The sequence below is a fragment of the Rhodococcus sp. ZPP genome (genome assembly GCF_017656075.1).
Classification (GTDB): Bacteria; Actinomycetota; Actinomycetes; order Mycobacteriales; family Mycobacteriaceae; genus Rhodococcus_F; species Rhodococcus_F oxybenzonivorans.
Genome location: NZ_CP058638.1, coordinates 4986709 through 5003377, shown reverse-complemented (window position 1 = coordinate 5003377; position 16669 = coordinate 4986709). Strand labels below are relative to the sequence as shown.

General features: G+C 67.2%; 14 protein-coding genes. 8 read left to right on the top strand and 6 right to left on the bottom strand.

Annotated elements, in window-relative coordinates:
* The first annotated feature begins 19 nt into the window (after nt 1-19).
* Nucleotides 20-1672, top strand: a complete 1653-nt coding sequence (gene pgi / locus HYG77_RS23165; RefSeq protein WP_208960755.1) for a glucose-6-phosphate isomerase — start codon at nt 20-22, stop codon at nt 1670-1672.
* A gap of 20 nt (nt 1673-1692) precedes the next feature.
* Here the strand turns inward: pgi and HYG77_RS23160 are convergent, their stop codons facing one another.
* Nucleotides 1693-2472 carry an FAD:protein FMN transferase gene (locus HYG77_RS23160; protein WP_208960754.1) on the bottom strand — a complete coding sequence of 260 codons (780 nt, stop codon included), beginning with the start codon at nt 2470-2472 and terminating at the stop codon, nt 1693-1695.
* 104 nt (nt 2473-2576) lie between these two features.
* On the opposite strand from HYG77_RS23160, the gene HYG77_RS23155 reads away from it, so the two are divergent.
* Nucleotides 2577-3836: a hypothetical protein gene (locus HYG77_RS23155; RefSeq protein WP_208960753.1), complete on the top strand. Its 1260-nt coding sequence runs from the start codon at nt 2577-2579 to the stop codon at nt 3834-3836.
* 18 nt (nt 3837-3854) lie between these two features.
* Here the strand turns inward: HYG77_RS23155 and HYG77_RS23150 are convergent, their stop codons facing one another.
* Together HYG77_RS23150 and HYG77_RS23145 are read right to left on the bottom strand one after the other, a co-directional pair.
* Nucleotides 3855-5201: an NAD(P)/FAD-dependent oxidoreductase gene (locus HYG77_RS23150; protein WP_208960752.1), complete on the bottom strand. Its 1347-nt coding sequence runs from the start codon at nt 5199-5201 to the stop codon at nt 3855-3857.
* 45 nt (nt 5202-5246) lie between these two features.
* The gene (locus HYG77_RS23145) at nt 5247-5999 is read right to left on the bottom strand and encodes an SDR family oxidoreductase (RefSeq protein ID WP_109335307.1); all 753 of its coding nucleotides are present in this window, start codon (nt 5997-5999) and stop codon (nt 5247-5249) included.
* A gap of 85 nt (nt 6000-6084) precedes the next feature.
* Between HYG77_RS23145 and HYG77_RS23140 the strand changes: the two genes are divergently transcribed.
* The 4 genes from HYG77_RS23140 to HYG77_RS23125 all read left to right on the top strand — a co-directional run bounded on the left by HYG77_RS23140 (nt 6085) and on the right by HYG77_RS23125 (nt 11651).
* The gene (locus HYG77_RS23140) at nt 6085-7518 is read left to right on the top strand and encodes an NAD(P)/FAD-dependent oxidoreductase (RefSeq protein WP_208960751.1); all 1434 of its coding nucleotides are present in this window, start codon (nt 6085-6087) and stop codon (nt 7516-7518) included.
* A 64-nt stretch (nt 7519-7582) separates the two neighbouring features.
* Nucleotides 7583-9145, top strand: coding sequence for a carboxylesterase/lipase family protein (locus HYG77_RS23135; protein ID WP_208960750.1), 1563 nt, complete (start codon nt 7583-7585; stop codon nt 9143-9145).
* A complete protein-coding gene (locus HYG77_RS23130) occupies nt 9142-10611 on the top strand; it encodes a carboxylesterase/lipase family protein (protein WP_109332717.1) in 1470 nt (489 codons plus the stop codon). Before HYG77_RS23135 ends, HYG77_RS23130 begins: the two co-directional genes overlap by 4 nt.
* A 128-nt stretch (nt 10612-10739) precedes the next feature.
* Nucleotides 10740-11651, top strand: coding sequence for an SDR family oxidoreductase (locus HYG77_RS23125; protein WP_208960749.1), 912 nt, complete (start codon nt 10740-10742; stop codon nt 11649-11651).
* Between the two features lie 11 nt (nt 11652-11662).
* Here the strand turns inward: HYG77_RS23125 and HYG77_RS23120 are convergent, their stop codons facing one another.
* Complete coding sequence (locus HYG77_RS23120) at nt 11663-12043, bottom strand: VOC family protein (protein WP_109332719.1); 381 nt, start codon at nt 12041-12043, stop codon at nt 11663-11665.
* 144 nt (nt 12044-12187) lie between these two features.
* Between HYG77_RS23120 and HYG77_RS23115 the strand changes: the two genes are divergently transcribed.
* On the top strand, nt 12188-13285 hold the full coding sequence (locus tag HYG77_RS23115) for a CaiB/BaiF CoA-transferase family protein (RefSeq protein WP_109332720.1): 1098 nt from the start codon (nt 12188-12190) through the stop codon (nt 13283-13285).
* A gap of 43 nt (nt 13286-13328) precedes the next feature.
* Here HYG77_RS23115 and HYG77_RS23110 read toward each other — a convergent pair whose 3' ends face one another.
* Complete coding sequence (locus tag HYG77_RS23110) at nt 13329-14813, bottom strand: PLP-dependent aminotransferase family protein (RefSeq protein WP_208960748.1); 1485 nt, start codon at nt 14811-14813, stop codon at nt 13329-13331.
* Between the two features lie 62 nt (nt 14814-14875).
* Here HYG77_RS23110 and HYG77_RS23105 point away from each other — a divergent pair, with 62 nt between their 5' ends.
* Entirely contained in the window at nt 14876-15136 is a 261-nt protein-coding gene (locus HYG77_RS23105) for a hypothetical protein (protein WP_208963590.1), read from the top strand.
* Here the strand turns inward: HYG77_RS23105 and HYG77_RS23100 are convergent.
* Nucleotides 15105-16643, bottom strand: a complete 1539-nt coding sequence (locus HYG77_RS23100; protein ID WP_244373074.1) for an alkaline phosphatase D family protein — start codon at nt 16641-16643, stop codon at nt 15105-15107. The genes HYG77_RS23105 and HYG77_RS23100 overlap by 32 nt on opposite strands.
* Between the last annotated feature and the right edge of the window lie 26 nt (nt 16644-16669).

Here is a 16669-nt window from a genome sequence, read left to right as displayed (position 1 = left end):
GGCACTAAGCTCGAACCTCGTGAGCTCAGACATCACCGGAACCGCTGCCTGGCAGAAATTGCGCGATCATCACGCCCGAATCCAGTCCGTTCATCTGCGGGAGCTCTTCGACCAGGATCCGGCGCGGGGCCACGAACTCACCGTGTCTGCGGGCGATCTGTACATCGACTACAGCAAGCACCGCGTCGATCGCGCGACCCTCGAGTCGCTGCTCGATCTGGCGCGCAGCGCAGACCTGGAAGCGCGCCGGGACGCGATGTTCGCGGGCGAGCACATCAACACGTCGGAGGATCGCGCCGTCCTCCACACCGCTCTCAGGTTGCCTGCCGACGCGTCGCTCACCGTGGACGGCCAGGACGTAGTGGCGGACGTGCACGAGGTTCTCGATAGCATGGGCGACTTCACCGATCGGTTGCGGTCCGGTGAATGGCGAGGCGCCACGGGCGAGCGGATTACGACCGTCGTCAACATCGGCATCGGCGGGTCCGATCTCGGGCCGGTGATGGTGTACCGGGCTCTGCGGCACTATGTCGACGCCGGGATCAGCGTGCGGTTCATCTCCAACATCGACCCGTCGGATCTGGTGCGCACGTTGCACGGTCTCGATCCGGCCACGACGCTCTTCATCGTGGCGTCCAAGACATTCTCCACACTCGAAACCCTCACCAATGCCACTGCCGCCAAGCGGTGGCTTCTCGACGGTCTGGGTCTCGGGACCGATGCTGTGGCAAAGCATTTCGTTGCGGTCTCGACCAATGCCGACCGCGTGGCCGACTTCGGTATCGACACTGCCAACATGTTCGGATTCTGGGACTGGGTCGGGGGACGGTACTCGGTCGATTCGGCGATCGGACTGTCGGTGATGGCCGCGGTCGGCAAGGAGCGTTTCGCGGAGTTCCTCGCCGGGTTCCACGCGGTGGACGAGCATTTCCGGACGGCTCCGTTGGAGGAGAACGCGCCGGTTCTCCTGGGGCTCCTCGGGCTCTGGTACTCCAACTTCTTCGGCGCCGAGTCGCGTGCGGTGCTGCCGTATTCCAACGATCTCGTGCGCTTTGCGGCTTACCTGCAGCAGCTGACGATGGAATCGAACGGCAAGTCGGTGCGGGCCGACGGGTCCCCCGTTCCCGCCTCCACCGGTGAGATCTTCTGGGGCGAGCCGGGCACCAACGGCCAGCACGCCTTTTACCAGCTTCTGCACCAGGGGACACGGCTCGTTCCCGCCGACTTCATCGGCTTCGGCGAGCCCACCGACGACCTGCCCACCGCGGACGGCACGGGCAGCATGCACGACCTGCTGATGAGCAACTTCTTCGCCCAGACCAAGGTCCTGGCGTTCGGCAAGACCGCGGAGGAGATCGCGGCAGAGGGAACCCCGGAGCACCTGGTGCCGCACAAGGTGATGCCCGGAAACCGGCCGTCCACCACCATCCTCGCGCCCAAGCTCACCCCGTCCGTCATCGGGCAGCTCATCGCGCTGTACGAGCACCAGGTGTTCGTCGAGGGAGTCATCTGGGGCATCGACTCGTTCGATCAGTGGGGCGTCGAACTCGGGAAGACGCAGGCCGTCGAATTGCAGCCGGTGCTCACCGCCGCGGAGTCACCTGCCGCGCAGAGTGATACGTCGACGGACAGCCTGGTGCGCTGGTACCGCCGTCAGCGCGGCCGGGCCTGACTGACCAGTTCTCGCCTGACTTACCAGTTCTCGGTGGTGTATACGCGGCCCGAGCGATCCGCCAGCCGGGCGCGTAGTTCCTGCTGTTCGATCCAGCGGATGGCGCCGATGCCCCGTGCGAGAGCGGCGACACTGGCGGCGTAGGCCCACAGCGCGTCGTCGGCGATCACCGTCACCGATTCCCATTCGGTTTTCGACGGCGGTTCGCTGACGGGCGGCGCGAATGCTGTCGCCATCGCCGTTCCGTTCACCAGTTCGACGTCTCCGTTGCCGGGCACCGAAATCTGCCAGCCGCCGGCCGGGCAGTGACCCGCCGTGGCGATCACGTACCCGATACGCACCGCTGCACCGCACTCGAGTTCGCGCGCGACGAGCGCCGCCGCACGATCGGCCGTATCGGCCTTCGCGGTGTCGGTGATGTCCAAGGATGCGCCCCACGGTGCGAACACCACGTCGTCGTCGATCTGGATGTCACGGAAACTCGGTGCCGGATGCACGGTCGGAATGAGGGTGTCGTCCGCCATCTCGGAGGCGAGCGGGTCGACCACACCGTCGGTCATCCGCGCCGCCCACAACGCGGAACGAAGCAGCGCCGACATTCGCCGGCTCACCTTCACCGGTGCGCCCTGCGACAGGTTCACGGCGTGAATCTCGGCATCCCCGCGCTGAAGGTCGCACACCGCCTCGGTTTCCTCGATGACACCTGCGATCAGCGCGGTCGCCTCGGGCAGTGCAGCACCCTCGGTGACGTCGACTTCCACGACGGAACCCCAGACCTTCCACTTCTCGACACTCACCATGGCGTGCTCCGTGTGCAGTTCCTTCACTGTGCTGCAAATCCAGTATGCGCCGGTTGTCCAGGAGGTCGTACGCCTGTGTTGCCACCGGTCGTAGACTCCGGCAGGTGAGCGCCCGGTTGAGCGTTGTCGACGAGATGTTTCTCCGCACCCATCGGGGGTGGGGAACGCCGATCGTGATGCAGGGTCTGTGGCGTACCGACGGCCGGATCGACGAACAAATCCTGGAGTCTCTCCGCGTCCTGCTGTCACGCGGTCCGCTGGGCAGGCGGGTAATCCGCTCGCGGGTCCCTGGTGCCCGGCCACGGTTCGCGCCCAGCTCGGAAGCATTCCACGTCGAGTACGCCACCGTCCCTGCCGCGGCGTTGCTCGAATGGGCCGACGAGCAGGCCGCCTTGCCTGTCGACCCCGAACGGGGCCCCGGGTGGCGGCTGGCCTGCGGGCGTCTCGACGGCGGCGGCACAGTGCTGTCGCTGGTGTGTTCACACGTGCTCGCGGATGCGAGGGGCCTGACCGCCGCCATCGCGGACGCGTTGCAGGGCACGCCGCCCTCCGCTGCGCCGCGTCACCGTGGACCGATCGATGACGTCTGGGACGCCGCCCTTCTGACCCGACGGGTCACCGAAGGAACCGTGCGCGCGGTTGCCGGCCTGCTGATCGATTCCGACCGCCGCAGCGAGCTGCGCGACTTCGTACGCGCCGACGGCACGGCGCCCCCCGAGGTGTTCCACAGTAGGGCCGCTTCAGCGGTGGTAGACGTGGACGCGGGCGCCTGGGATGTCGCCGCCGAGGAGTCCGGCGGGACGCCGAACAGCCTGTTCCTGTCGGTGGTCGCCGAGATCGCCCGCCGCGACGACGAGTCGGCGCCTCTGACGATCAGCGTGCCGATGGATGTGCGCGGCCGCGGCGACTCCTCCGAGGCCGCGAACTCGGTCGCAATGGTCGAGGTCGCGGTGGCACCGGGTGACACCGTCGCCGACGTCCGTGCGTCGAGTCGTGCGGCGTTCACCTCGACACCGATGACGAGCCCGGCGGGATTCCCTGAAGAAATGCTGCAACTGATCCCCGACCGGCTGGCTCACGCGCTGACAGGCAACCCCGGTGAGCGGGACGTTCTGTGCTCGAACATCGGGCCGCTTCCCGACGCACTCGGTGTCCTGGGTGGACATCACACAACGGGCATCGCCACGCGGGCCGTGCACCCCGGCATCGTCTCCAGCCGCACGAGGATGTCGGCCTACCTGAGCAGGTTCGACGGGCGCTACACCCTGGCCCTGGAATCACTCGATGTCCCGAGCCACACCGCTCTCCGTGAACGTGCCGAGGACGTGCTGAGCCGGCACGAACTCCGGGCCCACGGCTGGTGACGTCCCGGAAAGTCGACGTCAGGCGTCGTAGGGCTGACGCGCCGACTGCGGATCGCCGTAGGTGATGGCCCGCTCCCGCCGCGCTCCCGACGCGAGCGTGACCGCCCAGTTCAGCAACGTGCCGGACCTGTTGCGGTAGCCCGCGAGGAAGGCGATGTGGATGACGCCCCACGACACCCACCCGACGGCACCGGACATCTGGATAGGCCCCGCCTGAACGAGCGCGTGCCTGCGGGCAATGTACGCCGCGCTGCCGAGATCGCGGTACTTGAACGGTTTCCGGTCGGGTGCGCCCCGCTCGGCGCGGGCAATGCACCCCGCGGCGTGCCTGCCACCCTGCATCGCCACCTCGGCCACACCGGGAAGATCTTTCAGCGCCATCATGTCGCCCACGACCCAGACGTTGGGATGACCCGGCACGCTGAGGTCGGGATTCACCTCGATGCGACCACCCGCGGCCTGCTTCACGCCGAGCGCCTGTGCGAGTACGGAGGCGAACGGGACCGCCTCGACGCCGGCGGTCCACAGGATGGTCCGCGCGTCGAACCGGTTCTTGGCCTTCGCCCCGTCCTTGGACGTCGTCTCGACGCTCGTCTCCGACACATCCGTGACATGCACGCCCAGATGTGTTTCGACACCGATCTTGTCGAGTGTGGCCTGCGCCGCCGCCGACAGCTTGCGGTTGAACGACGGCAACACCCGGTCACCGCCGTGCAGCAGCAGTACCCGCGCCTCACCGGGATCGATGGACTGGAATTCGTGAGCGAGGGCCCGCAGTGCGAGTTCCCTGATCTGCCCGGCCAGTTCGACCCCGGTGGGCCCACCGCCGGCGACGGCGAAGGTCAGCCACGGCTTCCGCTCTTCGGGGGTGGGAAGCGACTCGGCCATTTCGAAGGCCGAGATGAGCTTTCGCCGAATCGCGAGGGCGTCGTCGAGAGTTTTCATACCGGGCGCCCACTGGATGTACTCGTCGTGACCGTGATACGCCTGACGCATCCCGGCAGCAACGATCAAGTAGTCGTAGGGAACGTCGAAGGTGGAGCCGTCGAATCGGCTTGCGGTCAAGACCTTTTGGTCGGCGTCGATCGACTGCGCTTCCCCGAGGGCGACGTGAATGTTGCTGTAGCCACGGAGCAGGTGCCGCAACGGTGTGGTGATCTCCCCTTCGGACAGGAGTCCCGTGGCGCACTGATACAGCAGCGGCTGGAAGACGTGGCTGGTTCCCCGATCGAGCAGCGTGACGTCGACGTCCACACCCCGGAACCGCTTGGCGGCGTACACGCCACCGAATCCGCCGCCCACAATCACCACGCGCGGCCGCGAGCGCTGCAAGCCGAGAGACGAAGATTCCTGGGTTGTCGTCACTGTGGACACCTCACGCTCGTCGTCACTGGCCGGCACAGCTCAGTCCTACACGAACCGTGATGTCCATGCATGCGGAAGGAACCTCAGCGCCAAGTCGATTGCTTTCCACTTGGTGCCGGGCAACGCCACCCGGCGGGATTCCTTGTCGATCGCGTCGACCATCGCGGTGACGCCCTCGTCCAGACTTGCGGTCATCGAGTCGCTGTCACCGGCCTTGCCCGACATCTCGGTAGCGATGTATCCGGGCAACAGTGTGGTCACCGCGATGGGACTCTTCACCAGTTCTGCCGTCAACGCCTCCCCGAGTGCGGAGACGCCGGCCTTGCTGGCCGAATAGGCCGCCTTCGGACCGGGCAGACCGCGATCGGCACTGATCGACGACACGAGCACGAGATGACCGAAATTCTGTTCCCGAAATATCTGGAGGGCGGCCTCGCACTGCGACAGCGCGCCGACGAAGTTGGTGCGGGCGGTGGCGAGATTGGCGTCGGCACGGCCCGTCCCGATCCTGGCCCCCTTGCCGAGTCCGGCGTTGACGATCACCCGGTCGAGACCACCCAGCTCGTCACGTAACTCCCCGAAGACGCGTACCACCGCTTCGTGATCGGTGACGTCGAGTTCGCGGATCGCAACGGTCACTCCGGGATGGGCGGACCTCAGTTCGTCGCGTAAGGCTTCGAGGCGGGCACCGCGCCGCGCGCAGAGCGCGAGGTCTCGCCCTTGGGCGGCGAATCGGCGGGCCATTTCCTCGCCCAGGCCCGAGCTGGCTCCGGTGATCAAGATCTTGTTGCGCATCATCCGGTCACGATACTTGCGGCCACACACACCGCAGGCGTGCTCGAAGTTCTGACAGCCGACCCTCGACCGGCCTACCGTGACAGGCATGACTGACTCGGTGGACGACGCGGAAGAGTACGACGTCATCGTGATCGGAGGCGGCCCCGCGGGTGAGAACGCGGCGAGCTATGCCATCGCGGGCAGCGAGCGCACCGCCGCACTGATCGAGCACGAGCTCGTCGGCGGCGAGTGTTCGTATTGGGCCTGTATGCCCAGCAAGGCGTTGCTGCGTCCCGGGGAGGTCCTGGGCGCCGCACGCAACATGGCCGGTGTATCTGCCGGAGCCCTCGATCCGCAGGCCGTACTCGCCCGGCGGGACTCGTTCACCAACAACCACGACGACTCGTCGCAGGTGATGTGGGCCGATGCGCAGGGAATCGAGGTGATCCGCGGCGCGGCGTGCCTGACCGGCGAGCGGACGGTGACGGTGGGCGGCTCCCGCCGTATCCGCGCCCGGCACGCCGTCGTCGTGGCGACGGGAACCACGGCAGCGATTCCGGACACACCCGGGCTCCGCGCAGCCTTGCCGTGGGCCTCGCGGGATGCCACCAATCTGCGGGAGGTCCCGCGCCGGGTCGCGGTGATCGGCGGCGGCGTCGTAGCCTGCGAGAGCGCGTCGTGGCTGCTCGACCTCGGTGTCGAGGAACTCACCATGGTGGTGCGAGGCCGAGGGCTACTCGCAAAGAACGAGCCGTTCGCTGGGAAGCTGGTGGCCGAGGGACTCGAAAAGAAGGGCGCCCGACTCCTCTTCGGCGCCGACCTCCGCGGTGTGGAGCGTCCCGATCCGCAGGACACCGGTGTCGGCCGGATCCACGGCGGCCCCGCCACGCTCGACGTGGCCGGGCAGGACCCGTTCGAGGTCGACGAGATCGTGGTCGCGACCGGCCGCACCCCTGCGACTTCGGGGCTGGGAGTCGACCCGCGACTGCTCGACGCGCGCGGCTATCTTCCCACCGACGACCACATGACCACACCGGACGGATGGTTGTACGCCGTCGGCGACGTCAACGGGCGGGCATTGCTCACTCACATGGGCAAATATCAGGCGCGGGTCTGTGGTGACGTGATCGCGGCGCGCGCGGAGGGAAGACCGCTCGACGGTTCCCGCTACAGTGCGTCCGCCGATCACGGGCAGGTTCCCCAGGTGGTGTTCTCGGACCCCGAGGTCGCTGCTGTGGGAATCACCGAGAAGGAGGCCCGCGACTCAGGCGTGGACGTCGAGACGGTCGAAGTCGACATCGCCGTCGCGGGCTCGTCCCTCTCTCGCGACGATTTCGGCGGCCACGCGAAACTTGTCGTCGATCGAGGTTCCGACACCCTGCTAGGTGCGACGTTTGCCGGCACGGACGTCGCCGAACTGGTGCATGCCGCGACGGTCGCCGTCGTGGGAAGGGTGCCGCTGGACGCCCTGTGGCATGCAGTGCCGTCCTACCCGACGGTGAGCGAGGTGTGGCTGCGGTTGCTCGAGGCACGGCGATGAGCGGTCCCGGCGCGAGAACGCCGTTCAAATCGGTTTCTCAGGAGGTCTACGTATAGTCGCCGACATGGCGTCCGACATTCGCACGACAGGCACAGTCGCGACCGACAGGGCAGCGACCGACACAGTGGTGAAGACCACCGACGGGATGGTGCGCGGCCGACGGCTCGACGACCTCGTGGCCTGGCGCGGGATTCCCTATGCTGCCCCGCCGGTAGGTCCGCTGCGACTGCGGGCGCCCCAGCCGGTCACCCCGTGGAGCGGGGAACTCGATGCCACCGAATTCGGGGACGCGGCCGTGCAGCACAAGAAGTTCACGGTGCTGCGGCCGGGCAAGTACCAGCCGAGCAGTGAGAACTGTCTGACCCTCAACGTTCTGGCCAGGCCCGGCACCTCCGGTAAGCCCCGCCCGGTGATGGTGTTCGTCCACGGCGGCGCATACACACTGGGCATGTCTGCGACCGCACTGTACGGCGGTCAGTCACTGGTACGCCGCGGCGACATCGTCTACGTGTCGATCAACTACCGGCTCGGTTCGCTCGGCTACCTCGATTTCACCCAGTTCTCCACCCCCGAGCGGCCATTCGATTCCAACCTCGGGCTCCGCGACCAGGTGGCGGCACTCGAGTGGGTGCAACGCAACATCGCCGGATTCGGCGGCGACCCCGACAATGTCACCCTGTTCGGTGAGTCCGCGGGCGGAAACGCCGTCACCACCTTGATGACCACACCTTCCGCTCGCGGCCTGTTCGCTCGTGCGATCGCCGAGAGCTCGGCGCCCGGTCTCGTCACGACGGCCGAGCGGGCCGCCGGGTGGGCCGCCGACTACGTGAAACTCCTGGGCGCCGAACCGGAGAACGCGGCCGAGGCCTTGAGTACCTCACCCGTCGGAGCGCTCGGTCGAGCGGGAAACCGGCTGGGTGCCAAGGTTCTGGTGGAAACTCCCGGGCTTCACCCGTTCGGTCCCGTGATCGACGGGGACTTTCTTCCGAAGCCACCGCTCGACGCGTTCTCCGACGGCTCCGCGCACCGTGTCCCGCTGATCATCGGCACCAACAGCCGTGAGGGCACACTGTTCCCGAAGGTCTTGGACGCCCTGCCCACCGATCCTGCGCGGATCGGCCGGATGTTCGAGCTCACCGACCCAGCGGCACAAGCCCGCGTCACCGCAGCCTATCCGGGCTATCCAGCCCCCGACGCCGCGGTGGACCTCGGTGGTGACCTGACGTTCTGGAAACCGTCGGTGGAACTGGCCCAGGCGCATTGCGCCTACGCACCGACGTACAGTTATCGGTTCGACTTCGCTCCGCGGATCATGACATGGCTCGGACTCCACGCCACCCACGGATTCGAATTACTCGCCGTCTTCGGTGTCGCCGACACTCGTTTCGGTCGCGCGCTCACGTTGGCGGGGGGCCGACGCGGCCTGAAAGACGTGACCGATACGGTGCAGAGGAACTGGTTACAGTTCGCCACGCACGGAACACCTTCGGCTGCGTGGCCGAGATACGACACCGATCGGAGAGCAACGCTCGTGTTCGACACCGTCACCACAGTCCAGGACGATCCGCGCAGGGAACGTCGACTGGCGTGGGAAGGGTACGAGGGCTACTACGGGCAGGGCCTGTGAGTCCACTCGAAGTCCACACCGAGAGCGGCGCCGTCGGAGGGCGTCGACTCGACGACCTGATCACCTGGCGCGGAATCCCGTATGCGGCTCCCCCGGTGGGCCCGTTACGGTTACGTGCCCCGCAACCGGCCGAGCCGTGGTCGGATGTCCGGCGAGCCTTCCACTATGGGGCAAGCGCGCCCCAAGGTAGCGGGCCGTGCGACGAAGACTGCCTGACTCTCAACGTGGTGGCTCCCGCGGAGCCGTCCGCGACGCCGCGCCCGGTGATGGTGTTCATCCACGGAGGCGCGTACTCGGGGGGAAGCTCTTCGTCCTCGCTGTACGGTGGCCACTCGCTGGTACGGCGCGGCGACATCGTCTATGTGTCCATCAACTACCGGCTCGGCGCCCTGGGATACGTCGATTTCAGCCAATTCTCCACGCGGGAGCGGCCTTTCGACTCGAATCTCGGCCTGCGCGATCAAATGGCGGCGCTCGAGTGGGTGCAACGCAACATCGCCGAGTTCGGCGGCGACCCCGACAATGTCACGATCTTCGGTGAGTCGGCCGGCGCCAACGCCGTCACCACCCTGATGGGCACACCCGCCGCGAAAGGACTGTTCAGCAAGGCCATCGCACAGAGTCCGCCGGCGGCGTCGGCATACCATCCAGAGCGGGCGGCACGGTGGGCACGCGAATTCGTCGAGATCGCGGGAGTGCCCCTTTCCGAGGCCGCGACCTGGCTGCAGGCCGCGAAGGCCTCCGACTTCGTCGAGGTGGGAACCACTTTGGCGGATCGGGGCGCCGACGAGGAGCCCGGAACACGAGTGTTCGCGCCGGTAGTAGACGGCTTCCTGCTTCCCGCTCACCCGCTCGATACCTTCGCCTCCGGTTCCGGTCACCCGGTTCCCTTGATCATCGGCACCAACCAGTACGAGGGCAGGGTGTTCCCGCGGTTCCTCGATATCCTGCCCACCGACGCCACCCGCATCGAGAAAATGTTCTCGCATGTGGACGAGTCCGTGAAGAAGCGGGCGATCTCCGCGTACCCCGGCTATCCCGGTCGGCGTGCTGCCGCGGACCTCGGCGGTGACGTCACGTTCTGGGAACCATCCCTACTCTGCGCCGAGGGTCATGCCGCCGTAGCCCCCACCTACAGTTACCGATACGACTTCGCTCCCCGCCTCCTCCGCCTCGCCGGACTCGGTGCCACCCACGCCACGGAGATGTACGCCGTTTTCGGGCTGACCGGGCCCTGGGCGCGGGCGCTCACCGCACTCGGTGGGTGGAAAGCGCTGCGCACCGTCACCGACACGGTGCAGTCGCACTGGCTGCATTTCGCACGGCACGGCACGCCGGCGCCCGGCTGGCCCACCTACTCGCGGGAGAACAGGGAAACCCTCATCATCGACGAGAGCAGTCGGGTCGAGAACGATCCGCTCGGCGAGCGTCGTCGCGCCTGGCTCGGCTACGAACACCGGCGCTAGTCCACTTCCGGAAGGTTGTCGCGAGTCGCGCAGGGCCTGCGGTTTCACCCGCGCAGGCCCTGCGGTGTGTCCTACTCTGAGACACCCGCACACTCGCACGCCTGTTCTCCGCGGTACCGGAGGTGAACATGATCGAACACGACGATCTCGCAGGACTCACCACGGTGGTCACCGGCGCCACGTCCGGACTGGGCGCGGAGACGTGCCGTCAGTTGGCGGCCCGCGGTGCGACGGTCGTGCTGGTCGGCCGCGACCGGGCGAAGGTCGACGAGACGATCGCCGAGTTGTCGTCGGCATACGACCCTGGCCGGTTGAGTTCGGCAACGGCCGACCTGTCCTCCCTGGTACAGGTGCGGAATCTGGCCGAGGAACTCCGGCATCGATTCCTCCGCATCGACGTGTTGATCAACAATGCGGGGATCGACGTGGGAGAGCGTCGCCTCACCTCGGACGGCATCGAGTCGACCTTCGCGGTGAACTACCTCGCACCGTTCGTACTCGGCACCGCCCTGGCCGACGCCATGGCGCGGGCCGCCACCACGGATGCCGCCGGCTTCCGCCACCCCGCGCGCATCGTCAACGTCAGCTCGTCGGGGCATCGCGGTGGGCACCTCGACTTCGACGACCTGCAGGCCTCGAACGGCAAGTTCCGCGGCCAACGCGTATATAACAATTCCAAGCTCGCACTCACCCTGTTCAGTAGGGAATTGGCGCGGCGCTTCGACCCGGCACGGCTGGTGGTGAACTGCGCGGATCCAGGCTTCGTCAAGGGCACCAGCCTCGGCCGCGACCTTCCGTTCGGCTACCAGGTGATCGGAACCCTGCTCACTCCGTTCATGGCCGATGTCGAGAAGGGCGCGAAGACGATCGTGTGGACCGCCACGGCTGCCGAGCCGGGCAAGTTCACAGGCGCATACGTCAAGGCCTGCAAGGTGGTTCAGCCGAGCAAGGATGCACGGAACCCCGAACTCGCGGCCAGGTTGTGGGATGCCACCGAGGCGCTGGTGGCCAGACGTGGCGGCGCCGGCCTCGACGCCTGAGGTCCGGGCACCTATCGGTTCGGGTACTCGAACAACGACAGCACGTTCCCATGCGGGTCCCGGAACCATGCCACGCGGATGCCGTCCGGCGCGGTCCAGGCGGCGTGCTCGTCCTGGTCCATGCCGGGATACTCGGTGAACGAGATTCCTTTGGTCCGGAGTGAGTCGACCACACCGTCGAGATCGGGGACCTTCCATCCCAGCACCGTGTATCCGGTGTCGGCACGCGACTGGACCAGCGTGACCCGCAGCAGGGATCCGTTGCAGTTCAGGGCGAGCGCGAATTCGTCGCGGGAGTCGAGCTCGAGCCCGAGGGTGTCCACGTAGAACATCTGGGAGACGTCGAGGTCGGTGCTGGGAACGAAACTGACGAGCTCACCCGGAAAACTCATGCATCAACTTTGCGCCGCCCACCCACCGCGGGGCAAGGGAGCGGCGTGACACGACGGCTGTGTCGTGACCCGCGGCACAGCTCCCGCACCCGACAAGTTAACGTCGATTCGACAGGTTGTCCCGCATCGGAATGAGGAACTCGAGTGTCTGCTCCCGTTACAGAGAAGAAGGGCCCGCTCGCGGGCATTCGCATCGTCGAATTCGCAGGTCTGGGACCCGGCCCCCACGCGGCCACCCTGCTCGCCGATCTCGGTGCGGACGTCGTCTGCGTGCAGCGCCCCGGCGTGATCCCGCAGGACGGACCCTACGACCAGATTCAGCGCGGACGTCGCGTCGTCGAAGCCAACCTCAAAGATCCCGCGCAGGTCGAGAAGGTGCTGGAGCTGATCGAGCGCGCCGACGTCGTCATCGAGGGCTTCCGCCCCGGCGTCACCGAACGCATGGGCCTGGGCCCGGACGTCTGCCTCGAGCGCAACCCGCGGTTGGTCTACGGCCGGATGACCGGCTGGGGACAGGAAGGCCCGCTGGCCAATGCCGCCGGCCACGACATCAACTACATTTCCCTCACGGGTGTGCTGCACGCCATCGGGCGTAAGGGTGAGCGCCCGGTTCCCCCGCTGAACATGGTCGGCGACTTCGGCGGCGGTTCCATGTTCCTCATCTTCGGCATCCTGTCCGCGCTGGTGGAACGCCAGACCTCCGGCAAGGGTCAGGTGGTCGATACCGCGATGGTGGACGGCGCCCTGGCGCTGTCGCACATGATGTGGGCTTTCCGTGGCCGCGGTGTCTGGTCGGACGAGCGGGGCGTCAACCTCCTCGACACCGGCGCGCCGTTCTACGACACCTACGAGACGGCCGACGGCAAGTACATGGCCGTGGGATCGATCGAGCCGCAGTTCTACGCCCTGTTGCTGCAGGGACTCGAACTCGACGCCGCCGACCTGCCGCACCAGATGGACGTGTCCGCGTGGCCGCAGATGAAGAAGGTCTTCGCCGAGAAGTTCCTGTCGAAGACCCGCGACGAGTGGGCCTCGATCTTCCTCGGCACCGACGCGTGCGTGTCCCCGGTCCTCACCTTCTCGGAGGCGCCGTCCAATGAACACATCGCCGCCCGCGGCTCACTGATCGAACTCGACGGCGTCACCCAGCACGCCCCGGCCCCCCGCTTCTCCCGCACCCCCGCCGGCGCACCCACCCCGCCGGCACGCGAAGGCGTCGACATCGACACCGTCTGGACCTGAGCGCAGTGGCAGAGTACGTTTCCACGTCCTCTGCCACTCCCTCTCAGACGACCACGGACGGTTCGGCCAGCTCCGGTCCCACGGCCAGGGTGGCGTACGCGGCGGCGATGCCGTCGACACCGCGTCGCAATTGATCGGGTGTCCGGGCGTACGGCAATCGGATGAATCGCTCGAAGGCGCCCTCGACGCCGAACCGTGGTCCAGCGGCGAGCAGCACGCCGAAGTGGGGTGCCGTCGCGGCCAGCGCGGTCGACACCGGAGCCGGAAGCCGCAGCCACAGCGACATGCCGCCGGAGCCTATGGTCGGGACCCAGTCGGGAAGGCGATCGGCCAGGGCGTCGAGCATGGCACCGCGCTGCTCGCGCAGCTCGGTACGCCTGCGGGTGAGCACCGCGTCGTCGTCGGTGAGCAGGTGTGCGGCCGCGAGCTGGTCCATCACCGGTGTGCCGAGATCGACCGCCGCACGGGCGCCGACGAGCCGTGAGATCAACGACGGATCGGCGCGTATCCACCCGACCCGCAGCCCGCCCCAGAACGACTTGGCCGTCGACCCGATGGTCACCACTTCCGTTTTCGCCGTTCCCCGGCCGTACGCGGCGACCGGCCCCGGCGACGGCTCGTCGAGCCACAGGTCGACCATTGTCTCGTCGACGATCAGCGTCATCCGGGTCTCACGGGCGATCTTCGCAAGTTCCGCTCTACCGGGTGCGTCGAGGCACAGACCGGTGGGGTTGTGGAAGTCGGGAATCAGATACGCCATTCGCGCCGCGGTCTGCCGTGCGGCGCTCCGGATTCCGTCGAGGTCCCAGGCCGCGGAACCGCCTCCCTCGGGACGGACTGGAACGGGCACCGGCCGCGCCCCCACTCTCCGGATCGCCTCCAGCGCATTGGGATAGGTGGGATGGTCCACCAGCACCCGCTCCCCCGGCGCGGTCAGCACGTTCAGCAGCAGTCGCAGGGCGTGCTGCGCGCCCGAGGTGACCATGATCTGTTCGGGTGTCGTGTCCAGTCCGCGGGCCCGATAGCGGGCGGCGATCACGTCGCGCAAGGCGCCAATGCCCACCGGTTCCATGCCGTGCGTCGGAAGGAACTGTGGAAGAGACTGCAAGGCAGACGAGTACGCATTCTCGACCGCCTCTCCCGGCGCTGCCATCGCCGCATAACTGAGATCGATCATCGCACCCTCCGGCCCCGGCTGATGCGCGCGGAACATGAGGCCGTTCTGGCGCGATCCGGGCGGCAACGCCACCGTGCTCCGCGATCCCTGTCGGCTGATCAGGTACCCCTCGTCGCGCAGCACCGAATACGACGACGTGATCGTCGTGCGGCTCAGTTCCAGCACCGACGCCAGTTCGCGTTCGCTGGGAAGTGCCACACCCAGGGGGACGCGGCCGTCGTGCACGAGCAGCCGGATGCTGTCGGCGAGCGCCCGGTATGCGGGCCGGACCGCCGAACGACGGGTGCTGTCGTCCTGCCAGTTGCCGAGGTCCCTCGCCAGCGAACGCGCACCGAGTACACGGGTCATCATGCAGTCCAGTATCGGCCTTGTGGCTATTCGATCCCAAGCCAGTCGGGCGCAGAGTTGACTCCATGACGACACTCCTCACCCTCGCCTGCATCATCATCCTGGCCGCGGCCGTCGCCCGATACGGCCCCAAAGAAGGAGGTGAAGGCCTGTTTCGCGTGGAGCAGTTTCGCCTGGGCGCACCTCTCGGTGGCATTTTCGCCGATCCACCGAGCAGTCCAGAGTCTGCCGACTGGACTGCTCGCCCGATGAGCGCCGAAGGTAGTTCAGGGCGCCTTGCGGATTCTCCCGATGTCACCGGGCAGGAGGCGCCAGCGACTGACTGAACAGCACCGTCCCGGCCGCGTCGAGCAGGTCGACTCGCAACTCGGACGTCTCCCCGTCGATGAAGACCTCCCCGAAATGCTGGTATCCGTCGAGGGGTGAGGAATTCGGGGCAGGCGGTGCGTGGACGAACACGGCCTCGGGACCGAACGTCGGATCGAGGTCGTTGGGGCCGAAACCACCGGCGTTGAGCGGGCCCGACACGAACTCCCAGAACTCGTCGAAGTCCTTGTACGCGGCACGGTCCGGCGAGTACCGGTGCGCGGCGGTGTAGTGCACGTCCGCGGTGAGCCAGACCGTTCCCGTGACGCCGCCCGCCTTGATCGCGGACAGTACCTGCGCGATCTCGGATTCACGGCCCGACGGTGGTCCCGGATCCCGGTTGGCGATGCCCTCGAACGCGGTGTCGCCGTCCGGCACCACCACCCCGAGGGGAAGGTCGTTGGCGATGATTTTCCAGGTCGCCGTCGACGCACCGAGTTCGCGAATGAGCCAGTCCTTCTGTGCTGCGCCGAGGATCTGTCCGGCCGGGCCGGTATTGACACCGTTCGCGTCCTTGTAGGTGCGCATGTCGAGCACGAAGACGTCGAGAAGAGGTCCGTAGCCGATCTTGCGGTACACACGCCCGTCCACCGCCTCGGTGGGCTCGATCGGAAGCCACTCGTGGAACGCCTGGAAAGCTCGCTGCGCCAGAACGTCGACGCTCTTCTCCGAGTAGGCCTCGGCGCTGAGGAGTTCGCCGGGATACCAATTGTTGACCGTTTCGTGGTCGTCCCACTGAACGATCTGCGCAACAGAGGAATTGAAGGTTCTGTAGTGCTGGTCGCTGAGGTTGTAGGCGTACTGACCGCGGTACTGGTCCAATGTCTGCGCAAGCGCACTCTTGGCCTCGCTCACCGTGTTCCGCCAGATTCGGCCGTCCGGCAGCGCAACCGACTCCTTCAGGGGTCCGTCGGCGTAGACGACGTCACCGGAGTGGAGGAACAGATGCGGGTCGCGTGCGGCCATCGTTTCGAATATCCGCATACCGCCGAGGTCGGGGTTGATTCCGTAACCCTGACCCACCGTGTCTCCGGACCACTGCAGCCGGATGTCGCCCGCGGCGCTCGGTGCGGTGCGGAAGACACCCGTCACAGCCTCCGAGGTGGCGCCGTCGTCACCTTCGAGGGTCACCCGGTAGTGCACCTGCTGTCCGGCGGGTAGTCCGGTCACACGCAACCGTCCGGTGCCGTCCGTGTCCGGGGTGAGCAGTCCACCCTCGAATCGCACCGGGTCGGCGAACGACTCGGTGGCCGCCGTCTCGACGATCATCGTCGCCGGCCGGTCGGACCTCGCCCAGATCACTGCGCCGTCGGCGCGCACGTCGCCGGCGGCAACTCCATGGGTCAGCGCGGGCCGGGGGCGTAGGAGGGTGGGACTCGAACCGGCCGAGCCGGAACACGCGGCGGCGGGAACAGCGAGTACGCCGAGAGCGGTGGCGCGGAGCAGGGTACGGCGCGACAGGTGCACGGGACATCTCCTCGGTGGTGGATCCT

Bases quoted from the DNA above. Each gene is read 5' to 3' on its own strand.
- HYG77_RS23105 (WP_208963590.1), top strand. From the start codon at position 14,876: ATGACGACACTCCTCACCCTCGCCTGCATCATCATCCTGGCCGCGGCC.
- HYG77_RS23110 (WP_208960748.1), bottom strand. From the start codon at position 14,813: ATGATGACCCGTGTACTCGGTGCGCGTTCGCTGGCGAGGGACCTCGGC.
- HYG77_RS23135 (WP_208960750.1), top strand. From the start codon at position 7,583: ATGGCGTCCGACATTCGCACGACAGGCACAGTCGCGACCGACAGGGCA.
- HYG77_RS23120 (WP_109332719.1), bottom strand. From the start codon at position 12,043: ATGAGTTTTCCGGGTGAGCTCGTCAGTTTCGTTCCCAGCACCGACCTC.
- HYG77_RS23160 (WP_208960754.1), bottom strand. From the start codon at position 2,472: ATGGTGAGTGTCGAGAAGTGGAAGGTCTGGGGTTCCGTCGTGGAAGTC.
- HYG77_RS23125 (WP_208960749.1), top strand. From the start codon at position 10,740: ATGATCGAACACGACGATCTCGCAGGACTCACCACGGTGGTCACCGGC.
- HYG77_RS23140 (WP_208960751.1), top strand. From the start codon at position 6,085: ATGACTGACTCGGTGGACGACGCGGAAGAGTACGACGTCATCGTGATC.
- HYG77_RS23145 (WP_109335307.1), bottom strand. From the start codon at position 5,999: ATGATGCGCAACAAGATCTTGATCACCGGAGCCAGCTCGGGCCTGGGC.